At 68.0% G+C, this 24,789-nt stretch carries 19 protein-coding genes; 17 read left to right on the plus strand and 2 right to left on the minus strand.

All coding sequences use genetic code 11. The annotated features are described in order from the left end of the window. The first annotated feature begins 9 nt into the window (after positions 1-9). The 6 genes from ACOEQ2_RS11335 to ACOEQ2_RS11360 all read left to right on the plus strand — a co-directional run bounded on the left by ACOEQ2_RS11335 (position 10) and on the right by ACOEQ2_RS11360 (position 7,009). Positions 10-702: an RNA-binding protein gene (locus ACOEQ2_RS11335; protein WP_419728090.1), complete on the plus strand. Its 693-nt coding sequence runs from the start codon at positions 10-12 to the stop codon at positions 700-702. Continuing rightward, positions 699-3,392 carry a translation initiation factor IF-2 gene (gene infB, locus ACOEQ2_RS11340; RefSeq protein WP_419728091.1) on the plus strand — a complete coding sequence of 898 codons (2,694 nt, stop codon included), beginning with the start codon at positions 699-701 and terminating at the stop codon, positions 3,390-3,392. The genes ACOEQ2_RS11335 and infB overlap by 4 nt, the downstream gene beginning before the upstream one ends. Continuing rightward, the gene (gene rbfA / locus ACOEQ2_RS11345; protein WP_419728092.1) at positions 3,389-3,889 is read left to right on the plus strand and encodes a 30S ribosome-binding factor RbfA; all 501 of its coding nucleotides are present in this window, start codon (positions 3,389-3,391) and stop codon (positions 3,887-3,889) included. The genes infB and rbfA overlap by 4 nt, the downstream gene beginning before the upstream one ends. Positions 3,890-3,902: 13 nt before the next feature. Further along, positions 3,903-4,760, plus strand: a complete 858-nt coding sequence (locus tag ACOEQ2_RS11350; RefSeq protein WP_419728093.1) for an alpha/beta fold hydrolase — start codon at positions 3,903-3,905, stop codon at positions 4,758-4,760. Between the two features lie 7 nt (positions 4,761-4,767). Beyond that, a complete protein-coding gene (locus tag ACOEQ2_RS11355) occupies positions 4,768-6,270 on the plus strand; it encodes a glucosyltransferase domain-containing protein (protein ID WP_419728094.1) in 1,503 nt (500 codons plus the stop codon). A 583-nt stretch (positions 6,271-6,853) separates the two neighbouring features. Next, the gene (locus tag ACOEQ2_RS11360) at positions 6,854-7,009 is read left to right on the plus strand and encodes a hypothetical protein (protein WP_419728095.1); all 156 of its coding nucleotides are present in this window, start codon (positions 6,854-6,856) and stop codon (positions 7,007-7,009) included. A 55-nt stretch (positions 7,010-7,064) separates the two neighbouring features. Here the strand turns inward: ACOEQ2_RS11360 and ACOEQ2_RS11365 are convergent, their stop codons facing one another. Then, positions 7,065-8,555, minus strand: a complete 1,491-nt coding sequence (locus ACOEQ2_RS11365) for a peptide MFS transporter (RefSeq protein ID WP_419728096.1) — start codon at positions 8,553-8,555, stop codon at positions 7,065-7,067. Positions 8,556-8,757: 202 nt separating this feature from the next. On the opposite strand from ACOEQ2_RS11365, the gene ACOEQ2_RS11370 reads away from it, so the two are divergent. The 11 genes from ACOEQ2_RS11370 to ACOEQ2_RS11420 all read left to right on the plus strand — a co-directional run bounded on the left by ACOEQ2_RS11370 (position 8,758) and on the right by ACOEQ2_RS11420 (position 23,522). Then, positions 8,758-9,657, plus strand: a complete 900-nt coding sequence (locus tag ACOEQ2_RS11370; protein WP_419728097.1) for an aldo/keto reductase — start codon at positions 8,758-8,760, stop codon at positions 9,655-9,657. Positions 9,658-9,783: 126 nt separating this feature from the next. Then, positions 9,784-12,537 carry a penicillin-binding protein 1A gene (locus ACOEQ2_RS11375; RefSeq protein WP_419728098.1) on the plus strand — a complete coding sequence of 918 codons (2,754 nt, stop codon included), beginning with the start codon at positions 9,784-9,786 and terminating at the stop codon, positions 12,535-12,537. A 248-nt stretch (positions 12,538-12,785) separates the two neighbouring features. Then, positions 12,786-13,917 (plus strand): peptide chain release factor 2 gene (prfB, locus tag ACOEQ2_RS11380; protein ID WP_419728099.1). Its coding sequence is split into 2 segments (ribosomal slippage): positions 12,786-12,854 and positions 12,856-13,917, totalling 1,131 coding nucleotides; the frame shifts between segments, so codons are not numbered across the junction. A gap of 411 nt (positions 13,918-14,328) precedes the next feature. Continuing rightward, complete coding sequence (locus tag ACOEQ2_RS11385) at positions 14,329-14,988, plus strand: energy transducer TonB (RefSeq protein ID WP_419728100.1); 660 nt, start codon at positions 14,329-14,331, stop codon at positions 14,986-14,988. 86 nt (positions 14,989-15,074) lie between these two features. Then, entirely contained in the window at positions 15,075-16,208 is a 1,134-nt protein-coding gene (locus tag ACOEQ2_RS11390; protein WP_419728101.1) for a MotA/TolQ/ExbB proton channel family protein, read from the plus strand. Positions 16,209-16,211: 3 nt separating this feature from the next. After that, positions 16,212-16,640 (plus strand): ExbD/TolR family protein, encoded by a 429-nt coding sequence (locus ACOEQ2_RS11395; protein WP_419728102.1) that lies wholly within the window; start codon positions 16,212-16,214, stop codon positions 16,638-16,640. Positions 16,641-16,771: 131 nt separating this feature from the next. Further along, positions 16,772-17,209 carry an ExbD/TolR family protein gene (locus ACOEQ2_RS11400; protein WP_419728103.1) on the plus strand — a complete coding sequence of 146 codons (438 nt, stop codon included), beginning with the start codon at positions 16,772-16,774 and terminating at the stop codon, positions 17,207-17,209. Between the two features lie 4 nt (positions 17,210-17,213). Beyond that, on the plus strand, positions 17,214-18,461 hold the full coding sequence (locus ACOEQ2_RS11405; RefSeq protein WP_419728104.1) for a hypothetical protein: 1,248 nt from the start codon (positions 17,214-17,216) through the stop codon (positions 18,459-18,461). An 81-nt stretch (positions 18,462-18,542) separates the two neighbouring features. Next, positions 18,543-19,268, plus strand: a complete 726-nt coding sequence (locus tag ACOEQ2_RS11410; protein ID WP_419728105.1) for a response regulator transcription factor — start codon at positions 18,543-18,545, stop codon at positions 19,266-19,268. A gap of 88 nt (positions 19,269-19,356) precedes the next feature. Then, entirely contained in the window at positions 19,357-20,622 is a 1,266-nt protein-coding gene (locus ACOEQ2_RS11415) for an ATP-binding protein (RefSeq protein ID WP_419728106.1), read from the plus strand. 149 nt (positions 20,623-20,771) lie between these two features. Further along, the gene (locus ACOEQ2_RS11420; protein ID WP_419728107.1) at positions 20,772-23,522 is read left to right on the plus strand and encodes a TonB-dependent receptor; all 2,751 of its coding nucleotides are present in this window, start codon (positions 20,772-20,774) and stop codon (positions 23,520-23,522) included. Between the two features lie 78 nt (positions 23,523-23,600). On the opposite strand, the gene ACOEQ2_RS11425 is transcribed toward ACOEQ2_RS11420, so the two are convergent. Beyond that, a complete protein-coding gene (locus tag ACOEQ2_RS11425) occupies positions 23,601-24,725 on the minus strand; it encodes an alpha/beta fold hydrolase (protein ID WP_419728108.1) in 1,125 nt (374 codons plus the stop codon). Between the last annotated feature and the right edge of the window lie 64 nt (positions 24,726-24,789).

The following is a 24,789-nucleotide window of genomic DNA, read 5'->3' on the forward strand; positions in this document are numbered from 1 at the left end:
CCGGCACTGATGCAGGATCCGGTCGCCGATCCGGGTCCGGATGCCGACGAGCCCGAACGGGGTCCGCTGCGGCGGTGTGTGGTCACGCGCGAGCGGATCGAGAAGGAGCGGATGATCCGTTTCGTCGTCTCGCCCGATCGCGTGCTGACCCCAGACCTGGGCGCGCGTCTGCCCGGACGGGGAATCTGGTTGAGTGCGAATAGGGATGTGCTAGAAACCGCCCGGACGCGCGGAGCGTTCGCAAGGGCTGCTCGTGGGCAGGTCATTCTGCCTCCCGAGCTCCCCGCGTTGCTGCAGGACGGATTGCTCCGCCGTATTGCCGATTGTCTCGGCCTGGCACGACGCGCCGGACAGGCGGTGTGCGGTTACGCGAAGGCCCGCGAATGGATCACCGAGGGTCGTGCGGTGGTCATCGTGCAGGCGACGGACGGAAGTCCGGACGAACGATCGCGGCTCCTCTCCGGGGCACGCGATTTACCGGTCGTGGCAGTCATGTCCGGAACGAGGCTGGCTGCCGCTTTCGGGCGCGACCATGTAGTGCACGCGGCATTGTCGCGTGGGGGCCTGGCGGATCGCCTGGTCGTGGAAAGTGAACGGTTTGCGGGGCTTGCCGGGTTGGCGGCTCCGGTCCGACGGGGCCACGGGTCTGACAATGGTCAGGTGGTCGGTCCGGCGGATGGGTTGGAACAGGCGGGTGTATGAGCGAAGGTAACGATCAGGACCAGGGCAAGGGGCGCCTCTCGCTTCGGCCGGCGGCACGTCTCGAAGTGGGACGCACTGTCGATGCCGGATCGGTGCGGCAGAGCTTCAGCCATGGCCGTTCGAAGGTTGTCCAGGTCGAGGTCCGCAAGAAGCGTGGGCCGACACCGACGCCGGGTGCGGCGCCGGCTGGTGGTGCGACGCGCCCCGGCAGCGCCCCGGGCGCACGTCCGGCGGGTGCCGGTCGGGCCCTGACGGCATCCGAGCTGGCGACCCGCCAGCGGGTGCTCGAGGAGCAGCAGAAGGATGCTGCCCGCCGCGATGCCGAGCGTCGCGAGCAGGAAAAGATTTCCATCCTGTCGGCCGCCGAGGAAGCCCGGCGCCGTGAAGACGAGGCCCGCAAGGCCGCCGAGGAAGCCGCCCGCGCTGCGGTGGCCGACCAGGCTCGCGCGCGTGCCGAGGCCGAGGCCCGTCGCGCCGAGGAGGAGCGTTCGGCTCCTGCCGCCGGTGGCGAGCCCGAGACCGAAACTGCAGCGCCCCGTGCTGCTGCGGCTCCGGTCAGTGGCGCGCAGGAAGTGCTGCGTACCATCGCCTCCCGCGCGATCGGCCATGCGCCGGTCGTCAACACCCGTCCGGGTTCCACCCCGTCCGCAGCGCCGGCCGAGACGCTGCGCCTGCGCACCAGCCGTCCGGAGGAGGATGACCGTCGCGGCGGTCCGGTCCGTCGTCCGGGTGGTGCGGTGCTTCCTGCCCGCAAGACGCCCCTGGTTGCGCCGAAGGCAGTCGGCAACCGACGGGTGACCGGTCGCGTCGACGTGCAGGCCGCGATCGAGGGTGATGACGACAAGACCCGTTCGCTCGCCTCGGTGCGTCGCCAGCGCGATCGCGAGCGTCGCCAGGCCGAGCTCGAGCGCCTGCGTGCGGACCAGGTCCGCGTCGTGCGCGACGTCGTGCTGCCCGAGACGATCAGCGTGCAGGAGCTCGCCAACCGCATGGCGACGCGTGCCGCCGACGTCATCAAGTCGCTCATGAAGATGGGCGTGATGGCCAACGTCACGCAGATCCTGGACGCCGACACCGCCGAGCTGGTGATCGAGGAATTCGGCCACCGCGTGCGCCGCGTGTCGGAGAGCGACGTCGAGATCGGCATCGAGGGCGAGGTCGACGAGGATCTCGACCGTCTGCCGCGTGCGCCTGTCGTTACCATCATGGGCCATGTCGATCACGGCAAGACCTCGCTGCTGGACGCGATGCGTGCGACCGACGTGGCGGCGGGCGAGGCCGGTGGCATCACCCAGCATATCGGCGCCTATCAGGTCGAGACCGCGGCCGGCTCGCGCATCACCTTCATCGACACCCCCGGCCACGAGGCATTCACCTCCATGCGCGCCCGTGGCGCGTCGGTGACCGATGTCGTGATCCTGGTGGTCGCGGCCGATGACGGCGTCATGCCGCAGACGATCGAGGCGATCCGCCACGCCAAGGCGGCGAACGCACCGATCATCGTGGCCATCAACAAGATGGACAAGCCGGGCGCCAATCCGAACCGGGTGCGCCAGGAGCTGCTGCAGTACGAAATCGTCGTCGAGGAATTGGGTGGCGACACCCAGGACGTCGAGGTGTCGGCCACCAAGCGCACCGGCCTCGACAAGCTCGAGGAGGCGATCCTGCTGCAGGCCGAGATCCTCGACCTGCGCGCCAATCCGGAGCGTGCCGCCGAGGGCACCGTGATCGAGAGCCGTCTCGATCGTGGCCGCGGTCCGGTCGCGACCGTGCTGGTGCAGAAGGGCACGCTGAACCAGGGCGACATCATCGTCGCCGGCGCCGAATGGGGCCGGGTCCGGGCGATGCTCGACGACAAGAACCGGCCGATCAAGGAAGCCGGTCCGTCGTCGCCGGTCGAGGTGCTGGGGCTGTCCTCGGTGCCGGGTGCCGGCGAGCCGTTCGTGGTGGTCGAGAACGAGACCCGCGCCAAGGAGATCTCCGAGTTCCGCCAGCGCAAGATCAAGGAGCGCATGTCGGCCGGCATCACCGCGGCGCGCGGCACGCTCGACCAGATGCTCGCCCGCATCCAGGCCGGCGCGCAGAAGGAAGTCGCGGTCCTGATCAAGGCCGACGTGCAGGGCTCCGCGGAGGCGATCCAGGCCACCGTGCTCAAGCTCGAGCATGAGGAAGTGAAGGTCCGCGTGCTGATCGCGGGCGTCGGCCAGATCACCGAGAGCGACATCCAGCTGGCCCGCGCGTCGGACGCGGTCATCGTGGCGTTCAACGTGCGTGCCACCAGCCAGGCGCGCGAGCTGGCGACGCGGGACGGCGTCGACATCCGCTACTACTCGATCATCTACCAGGTGTCGGACGACATCGAGCAGCTCGTGAAGGGCAAGATCGCGCCGAAGCACCGGGAGAAGTTCCTGGGCTACGCCGAGATCCGCAAGGTGTTCAACATCACCAAGACCGGCATGGTCGCCGGTTGCTACATCACCGAGGGCGTGGTCAAGCGCGGTTGTGGCGTGCGTCTGCTGCGCGAGAACGTAGTCATCCACCAGGGCGACCTCAGCCAGCTCAAGCGCTTCAAGGACGACGTTCGCGAAGTAGCACGCGGCTACGAGTGCGGCCTGTCGTTCGCCGGCTACAACGACCTCAAGGAAGGCGACGTGGTCGAGTGCTACGAGATGGAGCTCGTCCCGGCGTGAGTCGGAACGCCTCCCGCAGCAGGACCGAGACGAAAGGGCCGGCAGGGCAACCTGCCGGCCTTCGCGACTCAAGGGCCGAGGGCAAGCCCAAAGCCCCGGGCAAGCGTCGTGCGCCGGGTCCGGCCGGTCCCTCGCAGCGCCAGCTTCGTGTGGCCGAGGAGGTCCGGCACGTGCTGGCGGACCTGTTCACGCGCGTCGAGTTTCGCGATCCCACGCTGGTCGGCATCAAGATCACCGTGACCGAGGTGCGGATCAGTCCGGACCTCCGCCATGCCACCGCCTTCATCACCCGGCTCGGGCACAGCGACGTCGAGGCCTACCTGCCGGCGTTGAAGCGGGCTTCGCCGTTCCTGCGCAGCCAGCTCAGCCATTCTGTGAGGCTGCGCGGCGTTCCGGAGCTGCATTTCCAGCCGGATACCGCGCTGGACTACGCGATGGAGATCGACGCCCTGCTGCGCTCGCCGGTGGTGGCGAAGGATCTTGAGCCGGAAAGCTGAAGGCCCACGTTTCATGACGATGGGTCGAGCCTTGCCGTGGCTGGGCGTGTTCCTGGCGCTTGTAGCCGGCACACCGGTCGCCCGTGCAGCCGCACCCTGGCAGACGCTTCCGCCGACACCAGACCTGCCCGCGACGATGCGCAGCGGCTATCTCCCGGTCAACGGCATCCGGATGTGGTACGCCGAGTTCGGGGTCGGCAAGCCTGTGCTGCTGCTGCATGGCGGTCTCGCCAACTCGAACTACTGGGGCCACCTGGTGCCGTTCCTGGTGGCGCACCACCGTACGGTCATCGTCGCCGACAGTCGCGGGCATGGCCGAAGCACCCGCTCGAGCCAGCCCTTCGGATACGACCTGATGGCCTCCGACATCCTGCGTCTGCTCGACCGGCTGCATCTGGCCAAGGTCGACCTGGTCGGCTGGAGCGATGGCGGCATCATCGGGCTCGACCTGGCGATGCACGACCCCGACCGGATCGACCACCTGTTCGCGTTCGGTGCCAACACCGATCCGTCGGGCCTGAACAAGGGCTTTGCCCGTTCGCCGGTGTTCGCGGCCTTCATCCTTCGCGCCCGCCAGGAATACCAGGCTCTGTCGCCGACGCCCGACCAGTACGACCTGTTCGTGCGCCAGATCGGCCATATGTGGCAGAGCGAGCCGCACTGGACCCGCGCCGACCTGGCCGCCATCACCGTGCCGACGACGATCGCCGACGGCGACCACGACGAGGCGATCTCCCAGGCGCATGACCGCTTCATGGCGGACGCGATCCCCGGCGCCAGGCTGGTGATCCTCCCCGATGTCGGTCATTTCGCGATGCTGCAGTGGCCCGATCCGTTCGACCAGGCCGTGCTCACCGCCCTCTCTGAGTGAGCGCCGCGTGACCGGGCGGCTCACCATCCGCGACCTGACGGCGTTCGGTTGCGTCGTCGGCTTCTTCCTCTGCTGCTACTTTCGGCTGCTGACGACGGGCTATCTCGAGCTCGACGATCTCGGCCGGGTGCAGGTCGGCTACAACCTGTGGGCCGAGGACGGACGGCTGCTCACCGCCGCGATGATGGCGGGGCTGAGCTTCGGCGGCCGCCTGTTCGACATCTCGCCCGGTCCGCAACTCGCTGCCGTCGCGCTGATGGGGGTGGCCGCGACCCTGCTCGCGCGTGCCTTCCTGTCTCTTTCGCCTGGCCGCATCGTGATCGTGTCGATCCTGCTGTTCGCCACGCCGTTCTACCTGCAGAACATCACCTACGTGTTCGACAGCCTGAGCATGACCACGTCGGTGGTGCTGGCGCTGTGGTCGTGGCTGCTGCTGCAACGGCCGGGGCGACGGCACGCGGCCGCCGGTGTGGTGTCCCTGGTCGCGGTGCTGATGCTCTACCAGCCGTCGCTCAACGTCTTCCTGGCCTTCAACGCCGCCGACATCCTCTACCGCCTGGCGCGCACCCCGATGACCGCACAGCACGCAGCGGTTCGTGCGCTGGCCGTTCTGGTAGCCGGAGTGCTGGTCGACGGCATCGTCCTCGTCCTGTTGCGCGCGACCGGGCTGGTGGTGTTCCCGACCTATCAGTCCCAGCACGTGTCGATGATGAGCGTGCGCGAGCTGCACCGCCTGCTGCCTGACAACCTGGCCGACATGCTGTCGCTGGTCACCCGGGTGATCCCGGCCGGCAGCGTTCAGGGCGTGCTGATCCTGCTGCTGCTCGGCGGCTGCCTGATCCTGTGCGGCACTGGCCTCCGGGCCCGGTTGCGCGACAGCGGCGCGCGCACCCGGATCCTGCCGTGGCTGCTGTTCGGAACAGCGGCATCGGTGTTGCTGACCGCGTTCGCCGGCCCGATGGCGTTGCTGCGCAATCCGGTGGTGCAGCCGCGGGTGTTCGTCGGCATCGGCGCGATGGTGGGTGCGGCCAGCCTGTGCACGATGCGGCTGCTGCCCTCGGGCCGGTTCCGCACCCTGCCGATCATTGCCGGGATGCTGCTGGCGGGCTGTTTCATGCGCGAGGATTTCGCCTATGGCGCACTGATCCGCGACCTCGATCGATACGAGGCCAGCGTGCTGCCCGGCATCGCCCGCGACATCAACACGGTGCACGCGGCGACCGGCATCGGCACGCTGCAGATGCTCGGTGCGATGCCGTATCCGGTGGTGATGCGGCACGGGCTCGACCGTGCCAGCGGACTGCAGCCGCTGTTCGACAACCCGCTGAACGGGATCTCCTGGTTCGGCGTGGCGCTGCTCTGGCAGTACGGCCTGGAGGACGGCATCGTGTTCAGCGATCCCGACCCGGCCGCCTCGCTCTGTCCCGGCTACCGCCCCACCGGACCCGGATACAGCGTCGGCCATGATCGCCGCTCGATCATCCTGATCTTCCGCAACGGCTGCCCGTAGCCGGGGGGCCGATCACCCGCCCGCGGAAAACCCGAACCAAGCGCGATCCGGTCCGACGGGCCGAGGCTGCTCGCCCATGCGACGATCGCCGTGCTGCTGGTGACGCCGCTGGACGAGATCGACCACGTTCACCGCGCCGCACAGGTGGCGTTGGGCCGATGGCTCGCGCGCCGGTATGCCGGCAGCCGGACCTCCGCCCTGATCACGCCGCCGCTGCTGCCGGAGTTGCCCCGTTGCCAGCACGTGCTTGCGTCGACGGGCATGGTGGCGGCGGCGGTGCCCTGGGCGGCCCTCGCGACCTGGTTCACGCTGATCGACGCCAACGGCTATTGCGGGGTCGCCCCGGGTGCCCGGCTGCACTTCCTGCTCGGACATAGCGGGCAGCTCGGCGCAGTCGCGCTCGGCGGTTCCACCGGCCACGCGCGACCGGCGTTGCCCTCCCTCCAGGAGTTCGTCGGCGTGCTGGGCTGGAGCGACGTCGCATTGTCGGCGGCGTATTCTTGGACGGCCGGCTCCGGCTGTTGCGGTACTTCTGGTGTCGGGAGCCGATCGTGCGCTGCTGGATCCGGCGGGGCAGGGGGTCATGGCTTTTGCAGCCGTCGCCGCGATCCTGCGCATCTTCCTTCTCGACGACCTGTGCCGCACCCGTGTCGGCGCCCGCTCTGTCGATGGTGTCCAGGGCCGCTACTTCGTACCGGGCCTGCCGCACGTGAAGGCCGACCGGCTCATGCCCCCGTGACGGCAGTTCCGGCACTGTGGACCGCCGGCATGGTGCAAGCATTCGCGCTGCGCTTCTACATCCGGGGCGATGCCGGCGCCTGCGCCAGCTTGTGCGCCCGATCGAGCCTGGCGATCAGCGGCAGCAGCAGCGCGCACAGCACCATCACACCGAGCGCCAGCAGCAGCAGCCGGAGGAAGAGCGCGTGGTACACCGGCAGGCTGATGGCCGGGTCGAGGGTGCCGAGGCCGTGCGGGATTGCTGCCCAGTTCGCCACGATGCCGCCGAGATACAGCGCCACGCCGGCCGCCACCGAATACGCGCCCATCATCAGCGCGCCGGTCTGCTTCGGCACGTAGCGCGACACCATCGCGTAGCCGAGGCCGTTGGTGAGCAGCTCGCCGAACGACAGCAGCCCGTAGCCGGCGACCATGATCCACGGCGAGACGATCGGATGCGCCGGGTCGCCTGCACTCAGCATCCAGACCAGGAACGCCGCCCCGATCGAGGTGAAGCCGAGCAGGAACTTGACCGCGATCGGCAGGTCGCGCCCCTGGCGGCCGAGCTGGCTGTAGCCCCAGGCCAGCACAGGGCTCAGCGCCATGATCCAGATCGGGTTCAGCGCCTGGAACTGCCCCGGCGACATGGTGAACAGCGTGGTGCCGCCGATCCCGAAATGCAGGTCGACGTTGCGCAGCGCGAACAGGGTCAGCGACGTTGCCTGCTGTTGGTAGAACACGAAGAACAGCATCGCCTGCAGCGTCAGCAGGTACATCGTGAGCAGGCCGGGACGTTCGGCGCGGCTCGACCGCCGGAACAGCTCGGCCGCGAACGCCACCACGCCGATCGCCGCCAGCCAAACGCAGGCGCGTGCCAATGCGGGGTGCTGCAGCACGATCGCCGACGCCAGAGTCACCACCGGAATGCCGGCCAGCGTGACCGCCGCGCGGCCGCGATTAAGGGGGACGAGATCGGGCGTGCTGCCGATGCCCTCGAGCCGGCGATGCAGCAGCGCGTAGCCGGCGAGTGCGGCACTCAGTCCGACGAAGCTGGCGGCGAATGCGACGTGCCAGCCGAAGCGGTCCTTGAGCCACGGCGAGAGCAGGATCGAGACCGTCGAGCCGACATTGACCGACATGTAATAGAGCGTGAACGCGGCATCGAGGCGGCTGTCGTCGCCGGCATAGATGCTGCGGACCAGGTTGGCGGCGTTCGGCTTGAACAGCCCGTATCCGGCGACCACCGCTCCCATCGCCACGTACAGGAGTGTGGTCGTGCTGGCGGGCAACGCCATCAGCAGGTAGCCGAAGGCCAGCGTCGTGGCGCCGATCACCATGCAGCGCCTGGACCCAAGCACGCGGTCCCCGAGCCAGCCGCCGAGCACCGGGGTGCAGTACAGGAGTGCCGTGAAAGCGCCCCACAGCAGGGTGGCGCGCGCATCGTCCATGCCGAGGCGCTCGACCATGAACAGCAGGAGCACGGCCTGGATGCCGTAGAAGCCGAACCGCTCCCATAGCTCGATGATCAGGACGACGGAGAATTGTTGCGCGCGGGTCGGTGTCGACATGGGCCGCTGCTCTAGCGAAACCCGCGGGTGCCGTCGATGCTGCGCTTTGTATCCAAGGTCCGGAGACGGATCGAGAATGTGGTGTGGCGAGTGAGAGTGCCGCTTCTACGCGGCACGGCCGGCGTGCGAGTGCGGCGAGCGTGGCTGGCGGTGGCGCTCCGGCGACCCATCTGCAGGGGATCACCAGCCGGGAGATCTCCTCATGCCGACGCAACACCCAGACCTCGACGCCAGGACTTCGGGCCGCTTCACTATCGGCGGCGACCTCGAGGTCACCCGGCTCGGGTTCGGCGCCATGCGCATCACCGGGCCCGGGATCTGGGAGCAGCCAAGGGATCTCGATGGCGCCAAACAGACGCTCAGGCGCGCCGTCGAACTCGGGATCGACTTCATCGACACCGCCGACAGCTACGGCCCGTTCGTCAGCGAGGACCTGATCGCCGAGGTGCTGCGGCCGTACAAGGGCCTGGTCATCGCCACCAAGGGCGGGCTGACCCGGCACGGTCCGAACATTTGGCGGCCGGTCGGGCGGCCGGAATATCTGCGTCAGTGCGTGCTGATGAGCCTGCGCCGGCTCGGGCTCGAGCGCATCGACCTCTGGCAGCTGCACCGCGTCGATCCGAAGGTGCCGGAGGAGGAGCAGTTCGGGGTGATCGCCGACATGCAGCGCGAAGGCCTGATCCGCCACGTGGGTCTGAGCGAGGTGTCGGTCGAGACCATCCAGGCTGCGGGCAAGCACTTCCCGGTGGTCAGCGTGCAGAACCGCTTCAACCTGGTCGACCGCAAGAGCGAGGACGTGCTCGAGCATTGCCAGCGCGAGAACATCGGCTTCATCCCGTGGGCGCCGCTGGATGGCGGCGCGCTCGCCCGCGAGGGGTCGGCGCTGACCGAGATCGCGAAGGATCGCGGCACCGGGCCGGGCCAGGTGGCGCTGGCGTGGATGCTGCGTCGCTCGCCGGTGATGCTGCCGATCCCGGGCACCGGCAGCCCGTCGCACCTGGAGGAGAACGTCGCGGGTGCGTCCCTGCAGCTGAGCGACGACGAGGCGGCGAGGCTCGATGCGCAAGGGGCGGAGGCCTGGAAGAAAGCGTCCGCCAGGTAGCCACGCCGAAGTGCCGGGCCGACGCGTGCAGGAGGGGCGACGACCGCACGCGGCGATGGTAAGGAACGCGGCATGAGCGGCCCCTACGATCGTCCGACCCCACCTGGCTTGACAGCGGGTCGTCCCATGTCGGGCGACCGCGCGTCGGCAACGCCCGAATCCGGTGCCGGTGCAAGCCGCCGAACCCCCATGGGCCGCGGTCCGGGCGGTCGGTTCGGACCCGGCGGCCCCGGCCCGCGGCGGCCGCGATTCCGGGTCGTGCGCAAGCTGGCGGGCGCGATGCTGGCGGTGCTGCTGCTGGCTGTCGGCACCGCGTCGCTGATCGTCTGGCGCAAGTACGAGCAGCTGGTGTCGGACCTGCCGACCGTCGGCGTGCTGCGCACCTACCAGCCACCGGTGATGAGCCGGATCTATTCGGGCGACGGCCGGGTGATTGCCGAACTCGCGGCCGAGCGGCGCCTGTTCGTTCCGTACAACGCCATCCCCGACAAGGTGAAGGCGGCGTTCGTCTCGGCCGAGGACCAGAACTTCTACACTCACGGCGGCGTCGATCCGCTGGCGATCCTGCGCGCTGCGGTCACCGATCTGGAGACCTTCCACAAGCGACGGCCGATCGGCGCCTCGACCATCACCCAGCAGGTCGCCCGGATCATGCTGCTCGGCTCCAACGCCCGCACCTTCGAGCGCAAGGCGAAGGAGGCGGTGCTGGCGATGCGCATCGAGCAGACGCTGTCGAAGGACCGCATCCTCGAGATCTACCTGAACGAGATCTATCTCGGCGCCGGCGCCTACGGCATCACCGCGGCCTCCCAGACCTATTTCAACAAGCCGCTCGACCAGCTCGACGCCGCCGAGGCCGCGTTCCTGGGCGCGCTGCCGAAGTCGCCGACCAACTACAATCCGTACCGCAATCCCGAGGCCGCCAAGACCCGCCGCGACTGGGTGCTCGACCGCATGGCCGACACCCACGCGATCACCGTCGCCGAAGCCCAGGCCGCCAAAGCCGAGCCGCTGGTGCCGAAGGCGTTCGTGCGTCCGGGTCCGGTGCCGGGCTCCGAGTGGTTCTCCGAGGAGGTGCGCCGCCAGCTGCTGGATCGATACGGCGAGAACCAGACCATGCAGGGTGGCCTGGTGGTGCATACCAGCCTGGATCCGGCGCTGCAGGACGAGGCCACCCAGGACCTCCGCGACGGGCTGATGCATTACGACCGGGCACATGGCGGCTGGCGCGGCGCGGTTACGCATCTGGACGGGATCGGACCGGTCGTCGTCCATCATGCCCGACGCGGCCACGCTCCGGACGCGCCCGCCTTGAGCTGGGAGGCGTCGCTCGCGGCCGTCGCCCGGCCGGCCGGCATGGTGCCCGATTGGCGGATGGCGGTGGTGCTGTCGCCGGCACTCGGCTCGGTCGGCTGGCTCGACAATCCCGACGCCGCGGGCGGCCCGGGCTCGCCGCACCAGGCCACTCTGGACAGCGACGACATGGCCTGGATGCGCACCTACAAGGGCCTGCGGGCGGGCGACGTGTTGATGGTCGAGCCGCACAAGGGCACCGACGGCCAGCCGACCGACAAGGTGGCGATCCGGCAGATCCCGCAGGTCGAGGGCGCGATCGTCAGCATGGACCCGACCACCGGCCGGGTGCTGGCGCTGGTCGGCGGCTGGAGCTTCGAGAGCAGCCAGTTCAACCGCGCGACCCAGGCGCTGCGCCAGCCCGGTTCCTCGTTCAAGCCGATCGTGTACCTCGCCGGCATGATGCAGGGCATCTCGCCGTCCCAGAAGTTCGAGGACGAGCCGTATTCCAACGGCACCTGGCATCCGAACAACTACGAGAAGACCTTCGGCGGCCCCACCACGCTGCACGACGCGCTGCGCAGGTCGCTGAACCTGGTGACGATCCGGCTGGCGGCGCATATCGGCATGAGCAACGTGGCCAAGCTGGCGATCGACCTGCACGAGGTCGACGCGATGCCCAAGGTGCTGCCGGCAGCCCTCGGTGCGGTGGAAACCACGGTGCTGCGCGAGTCCGGGGCATATGCCTCGATCGCCTCGGGCGGCAAGGAGGTCCTGCCGAGCCTGATCGACGACGTGCAGGATCGCGACGGCCACGTGATCTGGCGTCCCGCGGGGCTTGGCGTGCAGGCCTCCGCCGATCCGAGCCAGCCGCCGGTGCTGACCGACACCCGCCGGCAGGTCGCCGATCCGGCTTCCGCGTTCCAGGTCGTGCAGATGATGCAGGCGGTGCTGAAGCCCGGCGGCACCGGTCGCAAGGCCGGGGCGGGGATCGATTTCCCGATCGCCGGCAAGACCGGCACCAGCCAGGATTTCCGCGATGCCTGGTTCGCCGGTTTCGCGCCGAACCTGCTGACCATCGTGTGGGTCGGCTTCGACAACCCGCAGTCGCTCGGCGAGAAGGAGGATGGCGATACCGTCGCCGGTCCGATCTGGAACCGCTTCATGAAGGCGGCGATGGCGAACCGGCCGCACGTCCAGTTCCGCGTCCCGGACGGCGTGGCGGTGGTGCAGGTTGGCGACGCGATCGACGCCTACAAGCCGGGCCAGATCCCGGGCATCAGCAACAACCTGTTCGTCGCCAAGGCGACGCCGGCCGAGCTCGGCGCGATGGATACCGGCGCGGAGAACGTGCCGGATGCGGAGAGCGACATGGGTTCGGCGCCGGCACCTGGTGCCGACATCGCATCCGCCGGCGGCGTGTCGGTGGATGGCCAGTCGGTGGATAGCCGGGCCGGCACCCTCGGATCGCCCGCTAATCCGGCACAACCAGGCCTGAACCCGCCTGGGCAGCCTGGCGCGCTCGCCGCCGGCAACGCGCCGGCCAAGCCGGGGGCTGCCGATATCGGCATGGGCGGGCTGTATTGACCGGGCGGGCGGACATGGCGCAGCGAGGCGGCATTCAAGCCTCGCGATGACGCGCTCGTATTGCTGATCGGCATCCTGCCGGCTGCCCCGGCAAGGCGGGTGTCCTGACCATGCTGCCCGTAACCGCAATCGCCCGGAATTGGGCACGGGTTGCAGCCTGATTGAGGCCACGCCAAGTCCGGGATGACAGCGATGGCCCCAGGCAGTATGCAGCGGCGACCGCGCAGCTTTTCCCAAGTGGATCAAACATGTCCGCCGAGACCGAAGCCCTCAACGAGCAGATCAAGCAGTCGGTGGCGCTGCTGAGGAGGCATCTTTGACTGGGATGTTGCCCTCGACCGCCTCGCGGAGCTGAACAACCGGGTCGAGGATCCGGACCTGTGGAACGATTCTGCCGCCGCGCAGGCGATGATGCGCGAGCGCAACACCCTGGCCGCCCGGATGGAGGGCGTGCAGAAGCTCGAGACCGACGTGCGCGACGCGATGGAGCTCGCCGAGATGGCCGAGGCGGAGGGCGACCAGGCGATGGTGGCCGACGCGATCGCCAGTCTGAAGGCGTCGGCGGCGGATGCCAAGCGGCGTGAGATCGAGAGCCTGCTGTCCGGCGAGGCCGACGCCAACGACGCGTTCCTCGAGGTGAATGCCGGTGCCGGCGGCACCGAGGCGCAGGACTGGGCCGAGATGCTGCTGCGGATGTATTCCCGCTGGGCCGAGCAGCATGGCTACAAGATCCAGCTGATGGAGGAGAGCGAGGGCGAGCAGGCCGGGCTCAAATCCGCCACCCTGCAGATCACCGGCCCGAACGCCTATGGCTGGCTGAAGACCGAGGCCGGGGTGCATCGCCTGGTCCGGATCAGCCCGTTCGATTCCGCCGCCCGCCGGCAGACCTCGTTCGCCAGCATCTGGGTGTATCCGGTGGTCGACGACACCATCGACATCGAGATCAACGATGCCGACCTGAAGGTCGACACCTTCCGGGCGTCGGGCGCCGGCGGCCAGCACGTCAACAAGACGGAGTCGGCGATCCGCATCACCCACGTGCCGTCCGGCATCATCGTCGCCTGCCAGACGGATCGCTCGCAGCACCGCAACCGCGCGACCGCGATGGGCATGCTGAAGGCGCGGCTGTACGAGGCCGAGCTGCAGAAGCGTGAGGCGGCGGCGGCGATCACCGAGGCCGGCAAGACCGATATCGGCTGGGGCCACCAGATCCGATCCTACGTGCTGGCACCTTACCAGCTGGTGAAGGACCTGCGCACCGGCGTCGAGAAGGGCAATCCGGACGCCGTGCTGGATGGCGGGCTCGATGATTTCATGGCGGCATCCCTCGCCGCCAGGGTCGGCGCCACCCGCAGCGAGGCGAGCGCTTCGGCCCAGTAGGACGTCGGTTCAAGGCAGAACACGCGCCTGACGGGGTTCGCGGCAACCACCTCGCCGGAACGTGTAATGCCGAAATCTGCACACTAAAGAGGCAGCCACGCCGGGTGGCGGCCGTCGATGCCCCTCGACACCAAGGCCACCCCCTGTTGCTACGCACAATTCTCGTGCGCTCAAAAATTAGGCACGGCGCGTGTATTTGCTGCGAGAACGGCCTTGTCCGAATGGCTGGACAACGTTCTTGACATGACACGCACTGGAACCGTTTGTTGTCCCTCAAGGACACGTCTGACGGAGGCTCTCCGACCGTCTGCAGGACGTGCCGGTAGAGATTTGCGTGCGGCCGGTCCTGCGCACGGACGTGCAGGCCGGTGGCATCAGATCGTCCCGCGGGACGGCCCAGGGAGTTTGTGAATGGACTACGCGCAACAGCAACGAAGCCCGATGCGCCACATCATCGGCCTCGGCATCGTCGTACTGCTGCACATCATCCTGATCTACGCGCTGATCAACGGCCTCGGCCGCGCCGTGATCGACGTGATCAAGCCGCCGATCACCACCAAGATCGTCAAGGAAGTGCCGCCGCCACCGCCGCCGCCACCACCGCCGCCGCCGCCGGTGCTGACGTCGCCGCCGCCGCCCTACATCCCGCCGCCGGACATCCAGATCCAGCAGCCGCCGCCGCCGCACGCGATCCGCACCGTGACGCGCACGCCGCCGCCGACGCCGAACCCGGCGCCGTTCGTGGCAGCGCGTCCGGCACCTCCGGGCCCGTCGGTGCCGGATCGCTCGGCCGGCGTCGTGCCGCTGAACAACGTCAAGCCGGAGTTCCCGGACGACATGCAGGAGGCCGGTCGGTCGGGTAAGGTCGTGATGTCCTGCGACATCAGCGCGGCCGGAACGACCAGCAACTGCGCCGTGGTCAGCGTCGTCGGTGGACAGTCGTTCGCCCGCTCGGCGCTGGAATACGTGCAGCGCGCCCGGTTCCAGCCGGCGATCCATAACGGCGTGCCGGCCGCCCAGCCGCACCACGTCTGGAGCATCAACTACACGCTCGCCGACAGCGACCAGTAGCTCACCGCCTACTCCCGAAACCTTCAGCGCCGCCTTGTGCCGGTGCGGGCCCAATCGCCCCCCGGCCGCCACTAGAGGATCTCTCGATGACCAGACTGCATCGCCTTCCCGTTCTTGCAGCCCCGGCCCTGGCGATGGCGTTGGGCATGGCGGCTCCCGTCGCGTTCGCCCCGGCCGCGTTCGCCCAGGCAACCCCGCCCGCCGCCGCTCCGGCCCCGGCCGCACCGGCTCCGGCTGCCACCGCCCCGGCTCCGGACGCACCGGCCGCCGTGCCGCCGGGTGCCGCACCCGGTGCACCGCCGGCCCCTGGTGCACCGCCTGCCGCCGGTGCGCCCGCCGCTCCGGATGCCACTGCTCCGGGCGCTCCGGGTGCCGCACCTGCAGTCTCGCCGACCGCCCCCGGTGCGCCTGGCTCGCCGGACGCCGCCGGCGCCACCGCAAACGGCGCATCGCCGACCACGCCGACCCCGGAGGCTGCGACCCCCACTGCGGAAGTCGCCAATCCCTACGGCCTGAACGCGCTCTGGAAGGGTGGTGACTTCATCTCCCGCGGCGTGCTGATCATCCTGGTGATCATGTCGCTCGGCACCTGGTACATCATGATCACCAAGTACTTCGAGCAGGCCCGCCTGTTCAGCGCCAGCCGTACGGCGGCGAAGGAGTTCTGGACCAAGCCGACGGTGCAGGACGGCGCCCAAGCCCTCAAGACCAGCTCGCCGTTCCGCTACATCGCCGATACCGGCATCGCCGCGACCGAGCACCACGAGGGCACGCTGACCCAGAGCATCGACCTGAACGAGTGGGTCACGATGTCGATCCAGCGCTCGGTCGAGACCATCCAGTCCCGTCTGCAGGGCGGGCTGGCGTTCCTCGCCACCGTCGGCTCGACCGCACCGTTCGTCGGTCTGTTCGGCACCGTCTGGGGCATCTACCACGCGCTGACCGCCATCGGCATCGCCGGCCAGGCCTCGATCGACAAGGTCGCCGGCCCGGTGGGTGAGGCGCTGATCATGACCGCGATCGGTCTGGCCACCGCGGTTCCGGCGGTGCTCGGCTACAACTGGCTGGTCCGTCGCAACAAGGGCGCGGTCGAGCGGGTGCGCAACTTCTCGTCCGACCTGCACTCGATCCTGCTCGGCGGCGTGCGCGTCGGCAGCCAGTCGACGGCAGTTCCGGCGGTGCCGGTTGCGACCACCACCGGCGTGACACGGGTCGCCTGATCCATGTCGATGAATGTCGGGTCCCCGGACGACGAGGACGAGGTCGTTTCGGCCATCAACACCACGCCGCTCGTGGACGTGATGCTGGTGCTGCTGATCATCTTCCTGATCACCATCCCGGTGGTCACCCACACGGTGAAGGTGAACCTGCCGAAGGATGCCAACCAGGTCGCGCAAACGAAGCCGCAGAACATCACCATCGCGGTGGACCAGGCCGGCCAGATCTTCTGGGACACGACCCCGGTCACCGGCACCAAGGACCTGCTGCATCGTCTGGAGCAGGTCTCGGTCAAGGTGCCGCAGCCCGAGGTGCAGATCCGCGGCGATGGGATGTCGCGCTACGAGAGCGTCGGCAAGGTGATTTTCGCCTGCCAGCAGGCCGGCATCTCGAAGGTCGGCTTCATCACCCAGCCGCCACCGCACGGCGGCTAGGTCACGTGCGGGCTCGGTGACGGGCCCGCTTCCCACTCCATCCGCGTGCCGGTCGGGCGTCATGCCTCGGCCCGGCACGCGGCAGCACTCCAGGCCGGCCACCAGGCCAGCCTTTTCAGGGATGAACCGCCATGTCGATGAATGTCGGATCCGAAGGCTCTTCCGGCGACCCGGAGGTGATGGTCGACGTCAACACGACGCCGCTGATCGACGTCATGCTGGTGCTGCTGATCATGCTGATCATCACCATTCCGATTCAGACGCACGCGGTGAAGCTCGACCTGCCGCAGGGCAATCCGCCTCCGCCGCTGACGCCGCCCACGGTGGTGACGATCGACGTGGATTTTGATGGCCAGGTGTCCTGGAACGGCGATCCGATGGCCAACGAGGCGGCGCTGGTGCAGCATTTCCAGAATGCCGCAGCCCAGCCCGATCAGCCGGAGATCCATCTGCGGCCGAACAAGCTCGCGGACTACAAGTACGTGGCGCACGTCCTGGCCGACGCCCAGCGGCTCGGCATGACCAAGCTCGGCATCGTCGGCAACGAACAGTTCATCGGACAAGATTGATCACATGACGGCTCGCCTCTTCCACGCCGCTCTGCTCTCCGGCTCGATCCTCGCCGCTAGCTGCGCTGCCACCGTGTCCCTGCTGGCACCGACCCAGGCCCAGGCCCAGGAGGCGCTGCGTCCCGAGGTCGGCAAGCCGCTGCAGCGCGCCCAGGCAGCGCTGCGGGCCAGGCAGTTCCCGCAGGCGATGGCGGCGGTGAACACGGCCGACGCGGTTCGCGACAAGACCCCGAACGAGACCTACGTGATCGCGCAGATGCGCGCCGCGGTGGCGCAGTCGTCGGGTGATGTGGCGCAGTCGATCGCCGCGGATGACGCGCTGATCGCCTCGTCGCGGACGCCCGGTGCGGAAAAGACCCGGCTGCTGATGGCCGAGGCGAGCATCGCCTACACCGCACATGATTACGCCCGGACGATCACCGCCCTGGAGCGCTACTTCAAGGCGGGCGGCACCGACGCGTCGATGCGCACCCTGCTGATCCAGTCGTATTATCTGCAGAAGGACTACCCGAACGCAGCTCGCACGCAGTCGGCGCAGATCGCCGCCGAGGAACGTGCCCGCCAGGTGCCGCCGGAGAACCAGCTGAACCTGCTGGCCTCGGTGCAGCAGCTGTCGAACGATCCGAACGGCTTCAACGCCACCATGGTGAAGCTGGTCCAGTACTACCCGAAGCCGCTGTACTGGGCCCAGCTGGTGCACGGCCTGCGCACCAATCCGAACATTCCGGACCGCCTGCAATACGACGTCGACCGCATCCGGCTGGCCGTCGGTCTGCTGACCTCGACCGCCGACCTGATGGACATGGCCGAGCTTGCCGTGCAGGCCGGCTATCCGGGGCAGGCGCAGCAGATCATCGCGTATGGCTACTCCAGCGGGGCGCTCGGCAAGGATGCCGGTGCGGCACGCGAGGCCCGGCTGAAGGCGCTGGTCGACCAGACCGCAGCGGCAAAGAAGGCCAGCCTGGCCACCGACGAGACCGCGGCGCAGGCGCTGCCGAGCGGTGATCCGCTGCTGGTGCTGGGCTACAACTACGTCGCGTTCGGCCAGGCCGATCATGGGCTGGCGCTGATGCAGCAGGGCATTGCCAAGGACCACCTGGTGTCGGTCGACGACGCCACCCTGCATCTCGGGCTCGCCAACATGGATGCCGGTCGCAAGGCCGACGCCGTACGCATCCTCAAGACCGTGGGCGGCACCGATGGCGCAGCCCAGCTGGCGCAGCTCTGGATCCTGCAGATCGGCAAGCGCTGATCCATACCCGCCGCGCCGGCCCACGCGCCGACGTACTTTGAAATCGCCATGATGCTGCAGGACGCGGCATCATGGCGGCCGATGTCAGAACACAATCCTCTCCCCCGCATCCTGGTCGTCGAGGACGATCCCGGCATGCGCATGCTGATCCTGCGCGTGCTGCAATCGAACGGTTTCGCGGTCCGCGGGGCCCAGGACGGCCGGGAGATGTGGGAGGCGTTCGCGTCCACCCCGTTCGACCTGGTCATCCTCGACGTCATGCTGCCCGGGACCAACGGTCTCGACCTGTGCCGCCAGCTGCGTGCCGACAGCCAGGTTCCGGTCATCATGGTCAGTGCCCGTGGCGAGGAGCTCGACCGGGTGCTCGGGCTCGAGCTCGGCGCCGACGATTACGTGGCCAAGCCGTTCGGCCAGAAGGAGCTGCTCGCCCGGGTGCGTGCGGTGCTGCGTCGTGGCGGTCCCAACAGCCAGCGTGCCGATGCCGAGCCCAGGCGCGAGATCTTCCGCTTCGCCGGCTGGAGCCTCGATCTGCGCCGGCGCGAGCTGAGCGATCCGGACGGCGCCGCGGTGGAGCTGTCCGGCGCCGAGCATGACCTGCTGGCGAGCTTCCTGGAAAACCCGCAACGGGTGATCGGCCGCGACCGGCTGCTCGAATTGTCGCGCACCCGGCTCGGCGACGTGTCGGACCGCAGTGTCGACGTGCTGGTGAGCCGGCTGCGACGCAAGCTGGGGGTCGAGTCCGACGCGCTGATCCGCACCGTGCGCGGTCTCGGCTACATCTTCACCGCCGCCGTCGAACGCGTGTAGCCGGGCGCACACGCTGCCGGACGCGCGCCCACCGGATCGTTCCTCCCGGATCCAGCTCTGGCCGCGTGGCCTGGTTGGCCGGGTCACCGTGGTGCTGCTCGCCGCGGTGCTGCTCGAGTTCACCGGCAGCACGGTGTTCTACGAGCAGGCCGAAACCTACAGCGCCGACAATGCCCATCTCGCCCGCACCGCCGAGCAGCTCGCCACCGACGTCCGGCTGCTGAGCGTCACGCCCAAGGACCACCGGACGCTGCTCGCCGGGATGCTCTCGACCAGCGACCTGCGGCTCGAGTGGCGGCCGGACGCCACGGTCGAGCCGGAAACTGCGCAGATGCACCGGCTGCATCGCCAGCTCGGCAAGCAGCTGCTCGCCTACGGCCGGCAGGGGCTGATGCTGCACGAGCCCGGCCAGGCCGGCGATGTCAGCGGCGTGCTGCCGATCGGCGATGGCAGCGTGCTGGATTTCACCTCGCCCGGCATGATGGCGCGCCACACCGTCACCCGCGGCCTGCTGTCGGCCGCGATCCTGGCCGGCTGCGTGCTGCTGGCGGCGGCGATGCTGGTGCACACGCTCAGCCTGCCGCTGCGGGCGCTGGCGCGGGTGGCCGACGCGATCGGTCGCGGGCCACAGGTGCCGGTGCTGGAATACGGACCGCGCGAGGTGCGTCACCTGGCCCGCGCGATGAACGCGATGCAGTCGCGGATCAGCCGGTTGATCGCCGACCGCACCGAAGCGCTGGCGGCGGTCTCGCATGATCTGCGCACGCCGCTCTCCCGGCTGCGGCTGCGCGCCGGCTTCCTCGATGATGCGGACGTGCAGGGCGCGATCGAGGCAGACCTGGACGAGATGGAGGCGATGGTCGACTCGGTGCTGTCCTACCTGGCAGGCGAGAGCCATCCGGAGCCGGTCCGCATCATCGATCTCGCGGCCTTGTTGGCGACGCTGGTGGACGAGGCCGCCGATGCCGGACGGAACGCGCACTTCATCGGGCCGGACCATGCCAGCGCGCGGTTGCGACCGCTCGCGACCAAGCGGGTGTTTGCCAATTTATTGAGCAATGCACTCGCGTACGCAGGCAATGTGGTGGTGACGCTTGCCCGGACGCCCGACGGAATGCGGGTCATGGTCGAGGATGACGGTCCCGGCATCCCGGATGCGGAACTCGAGCGCGTGCTGACGCCGTTCTACCGGGTGGAAGCTTCGCGCGGACGTGCCACCGGCGGTCTCGGGCTCGGACTTGCGATCGTGCAGCGCGAAGTCGAGCGCGACGGCGGGATCCTGACCCTGGAAAACCGTTCCGAAGGCGGGCTGCGGGTGTCGATCCTGTGGCCGGAAGGGCCGACGCCGGGCTGATCCAGACGGCCACGCGTCCATGGTGTGTCACGATTGCAACATACGCATGGCGAACATTACGTGACGCTCATGGTTTGACACTGATGGCCTAGCGCTTGCGACAGCGATCGGGCCACAAGGTCCCAACGGACCGCGCCAGGAGTGACTTGATGCCAACGATACCGCGGCCCAGCCGCCGCACCGCTCTTCATGGCGCCACTGCCATGATCATTGTCGGACTGTCCTACGCACCGGCGTGGGCACAGGTTTCATCGGAAACTGTTCCGTCGGGAATTCCGAAGAACGCCGGCACCGGCCAGCCGACCACCGCGAACGGCAACACGCCGTCCAGCAGCGAGACCATTACGGTTCGCGCGCAGAAGCGCCTGCTGCGTGAAAAGGATGCACCGAGTGCGGTGACCGAGCTTGGCGCTGCAGCAATTTCGCAGGTCGGCGTTCAGGGAAGTGTGGCGACGCTGCTGCGTCAGGCTCCGTCTGTGAACGTCTATCAGCAGGGCATCGGCGACAACGAGCCGGTGCTGACCATCCGCGGCATCCGCGGTAGCGAGGTCGCCAGCACCCTGGACGGCGTGCCGACGCAGGACCTGCTGAGCGGCGGCTCGGGTTCGTTCCTGAGCGACATCGTCGGCTCGCACTTCAATCTCGACCAGATCAGCGGCGTGTCGATCTATCCGGGCGTCGCCTTCCCCGATCACAGCACCTTCGGCACCATCGGCGGCACGGTCGCCTATACGAGCCTGCGCCCTGACAACAAGGCAGGCGCGGACCTGTTCGGTTCGGTCGGCTCGTTCAAGACCTTCAACGAGGGCTTCGACGTCAATTCCGGCCGCTTGGATGGGCCGCTCGGCACCGGCGTCGATGCACCCAAGTTCATGTTGAAATACTCCAACCTGCAGACCAGCGGCTACATCGACTACACGCCGGCGCGCTACAACAACATGGAGTTCGCCTTCGACAAGCCCTACGACCAGGGCCAGTCGTTGTTCCAGCTGACCACGATCTACAATACCGCCAACGCGTTGATCACGCCGGAGCCGGTGCCGACGCCGTACACCCAGCAGAATGGCGCCTTCAGCAACTACAACCCGGGCCAGGAATTCTTCCGGCAGAATAACGACTATTTCACCCTGATCCTGAAGAACGACACCTACATCAACGACTACCTGAGTGCCGGCCTGACCGGGTTCTACCTGTATTCCGATAGCTACACCCAGGATTATGCCAACCCGACAGTGTTTGCCCCGAACGGCGGTCCTGGCTCGGCAGCCGTCGGAGGTGCAAACCCGTTCATCCAGACTCCCGCCGGTTTCGGCGAGCAGGGCGATTATGGCTACGGCAACTTCTTCTATGAGCCGACCGCATACCCGTACAACCCGAACCTGACCGCAAACTGCCCGGCAAGCGTGACGAACAGCTTTGCCGCTGCCGGCCAGACCAGCCCGTGCGGCACGAATTCCGAGTATCTGAGGCAGCATAACGACACCTACGGCATCCAGCCGCATGTGAGCATCACGCCGCCCGAGATCTTCGGCATCAACAATACCATCCACATCGGTGGCATTATTGCCAAAGAGACCGAGAACGGTCCGAACGGCGGCCAAGCCTATCTCGGCACAACCTCCGAGTTCGCGCATACCACATCCAACCAGATCCAGGGCTTTGATGGCGGCGGCCAGCGGACCATTTACAACGGTTACGCGCAGGACAAGATCGACCTCCTGCACAACACCCTGCACATCACCCCGGGCGTGACCCTGCAGACCAGCGACAGCAGCGAGAACGGTACCTACACCCTCAACGCAACGCCGAGCCCCGCGACCCAGCAGACTGCGTATTACCAGGAGTTCGGCGACGCCTACGGCCCCTACAAGGTGCACAAGTGGGATCGCACTTGGCTGCCGTTCCTCAACGCCAGTTATGACCTGGACAAGGTCGTTCCCGCGCTGCGTGGCGTTTCGCTCTATGCAAGCTATGGCACATCGGCACTTTTCGCACCGATCGGTGACTACACGCCGAATGCGGTCCCTGGAGCCGGCCCGCCGAACGCGTCGATCGTTCATATGTATGAGGCCGGTATCAAGTACAACCGCAACAACCTCAGCCTGAACTTCGACTACTTCTACCAGCACGTCACCCGCGACTTCGGCTTCTTCCAGTATCAGTCCGGACCTTTCCTCGGGCAGGAAGTCTTCACCAACGACGGCCAGCGCGAGTTCAAGGGTATCGAGGCCTCGGCGATCTATCAGATCACGCCGCGTTGGCAGGTGTTCGGCAACGTGTCCTATACGCTTGCCAAATACCTCGAGACGTCGCTTGCCTCCGTCACCGTGCAGGAGGACCAGTTCGGCCTGGCGATCCGTGGTGCTCCGATCTCCGGCATTCCTGACTGGCTGTCGACCTTCGGCGTCGATTACGATCATAAGAGCCTGGCGCTGCCGAATGACGAGCTGAACGTCCGCTTCGAGGGCCAGTACACCGGGCACCAGTACACCACCATCGACGGCAATGGGTTCCAGAACCTCGGCCCGATCCCCGGCCTGCCCTACGCCTATGGCAGCTACAACTACTACAACGCCACCTCCGGCCAGACCTTCACCAACACCACCGGTGGCGGCATCTCGCCGTTCGCGATCTTCAACCTCGACATGAACTACAAGATGCCGATCCGCTCTGCCGGACCGCTGAAGTCCCTGGATTTCGACCTGAACGTGCAGAACATCTTCAACCAGGGCTACTTCCAGTACTTCTATAACCAGGAGACTCCGGCCTCCTGCGGCAACTTCACCAGCGGTCCGTTCAAGGGCAAGCCGATCAGCAACTATGGTTGCAGCGCCGCCTTCAACGACGGCCTGCCGGGCGAGCCCGCCGCCGTCACCTTCACGGTCAAAGCCCACTTCTAACGATCCGACAAAAACTTTCTGCGGGGGACCGGCATTCAGTGCCGGTCCCTTTTTTTGTGCCCGAGCGGGCCTGGAAACTCAGCCCTTGCCCGGCTTCCTGCCGGATCTGTCGACGAGTTCGTGGATCGCGGCGATCACGGTCGCCGGCTGATAGAACTGAATATAGTGGCTGGTGTTCGGCACCACCTGGTTGCGGCCTTGCGCCGATCGGGCCGAGATCACGTCGTGACCGTGTTTCCAGACCGCGAACTCGGCGTCCGCCTGCGCCGGCGTGATGCCCGGCAGCGCGATCCTGTCGCCCGCCGTCAGCACGATCAGCGGCAGCGCACCGAACCCCCGGGCCGCCGCATCGAGTTCGCGACTATCCAGATCATTGCGCGTCGAACCCGGTCCGCTCTCGAAGGATGCAGTCTCCGACGCGACATCCGACCAGTACTCCGGACGTAGCGCCATCGCGTCGAGCGCCGACACCAGCGCCGGCGTGTAGCTTGGGTCGTGGCTCAGGCACAGATCGACCAGTTGCGGTGTCGTCGGCAGGCGATGCGCGCGCGCTGCCGCCTCGCACGGCTTCAGGTCCGGATTGGTCTGCTTCATCACCGCGTCGATCCCCGGGATGTGTGACATCTCCCGGCCCTGGTGCGCGAACGCGGGATCGACCAGCAGCATGCCCGCAAGCTCGCTTCGGTATCGGTCGGCGAACATCACCCCATCGAGACCGCCGAGCGAGTGCGCGACCAGGATGTAGGGCGGCCTGATCCCGGCCTTGTGCAGCAGCGCGTGCAGGTCGGAGACGAGCGCCCTGGTGTCGCGCGGCAGCGGGCCCGGGTCGGAAAAGCCCTGGCCGGCGCGGTCATACGAACAGACCTCGGTGAACGCGGAGACCGCCGGCTGCACATAGGCCCAGGCGGTGGTCGGGCCGCCCCAGCCGGAATCCAGGATGACGGCCGGTGCGCCATGGCCGGTGCAATAGAGGTTGAGCCGGCGGCCGGGCGCGATCGCAACCAGGCGCTGCGGGTGGGTGTACGGCTCCTGGTCGAACGCCGGCAGCGTCGGCGGTGCTTGCGCGAACGCGGCGCCCGCAGCGGCCAAGGCACCTGCCGCGACGCCGAGCGCCAGGACGGACCGGACGGCTCGCCGCCGGAACAGGCTACGGTCGTGGCGCGCGGGGGATGGATGGGGGGCGGTATCGGATGGGCGTGGCACGTTGGCTCCTTGTTCCGCCAGGCGGGATATCTCCCGACAAGGCAAGCAACAGGCCAGCGCGTTT

This window comes from Lichenicola sp. (assembly GCF_965198575.1).
GTDB lineage: Bacteria > Pseudomonadota > Alphaproteobacteria > Acetobacterales > Acetobacteraceae > Lichenicola.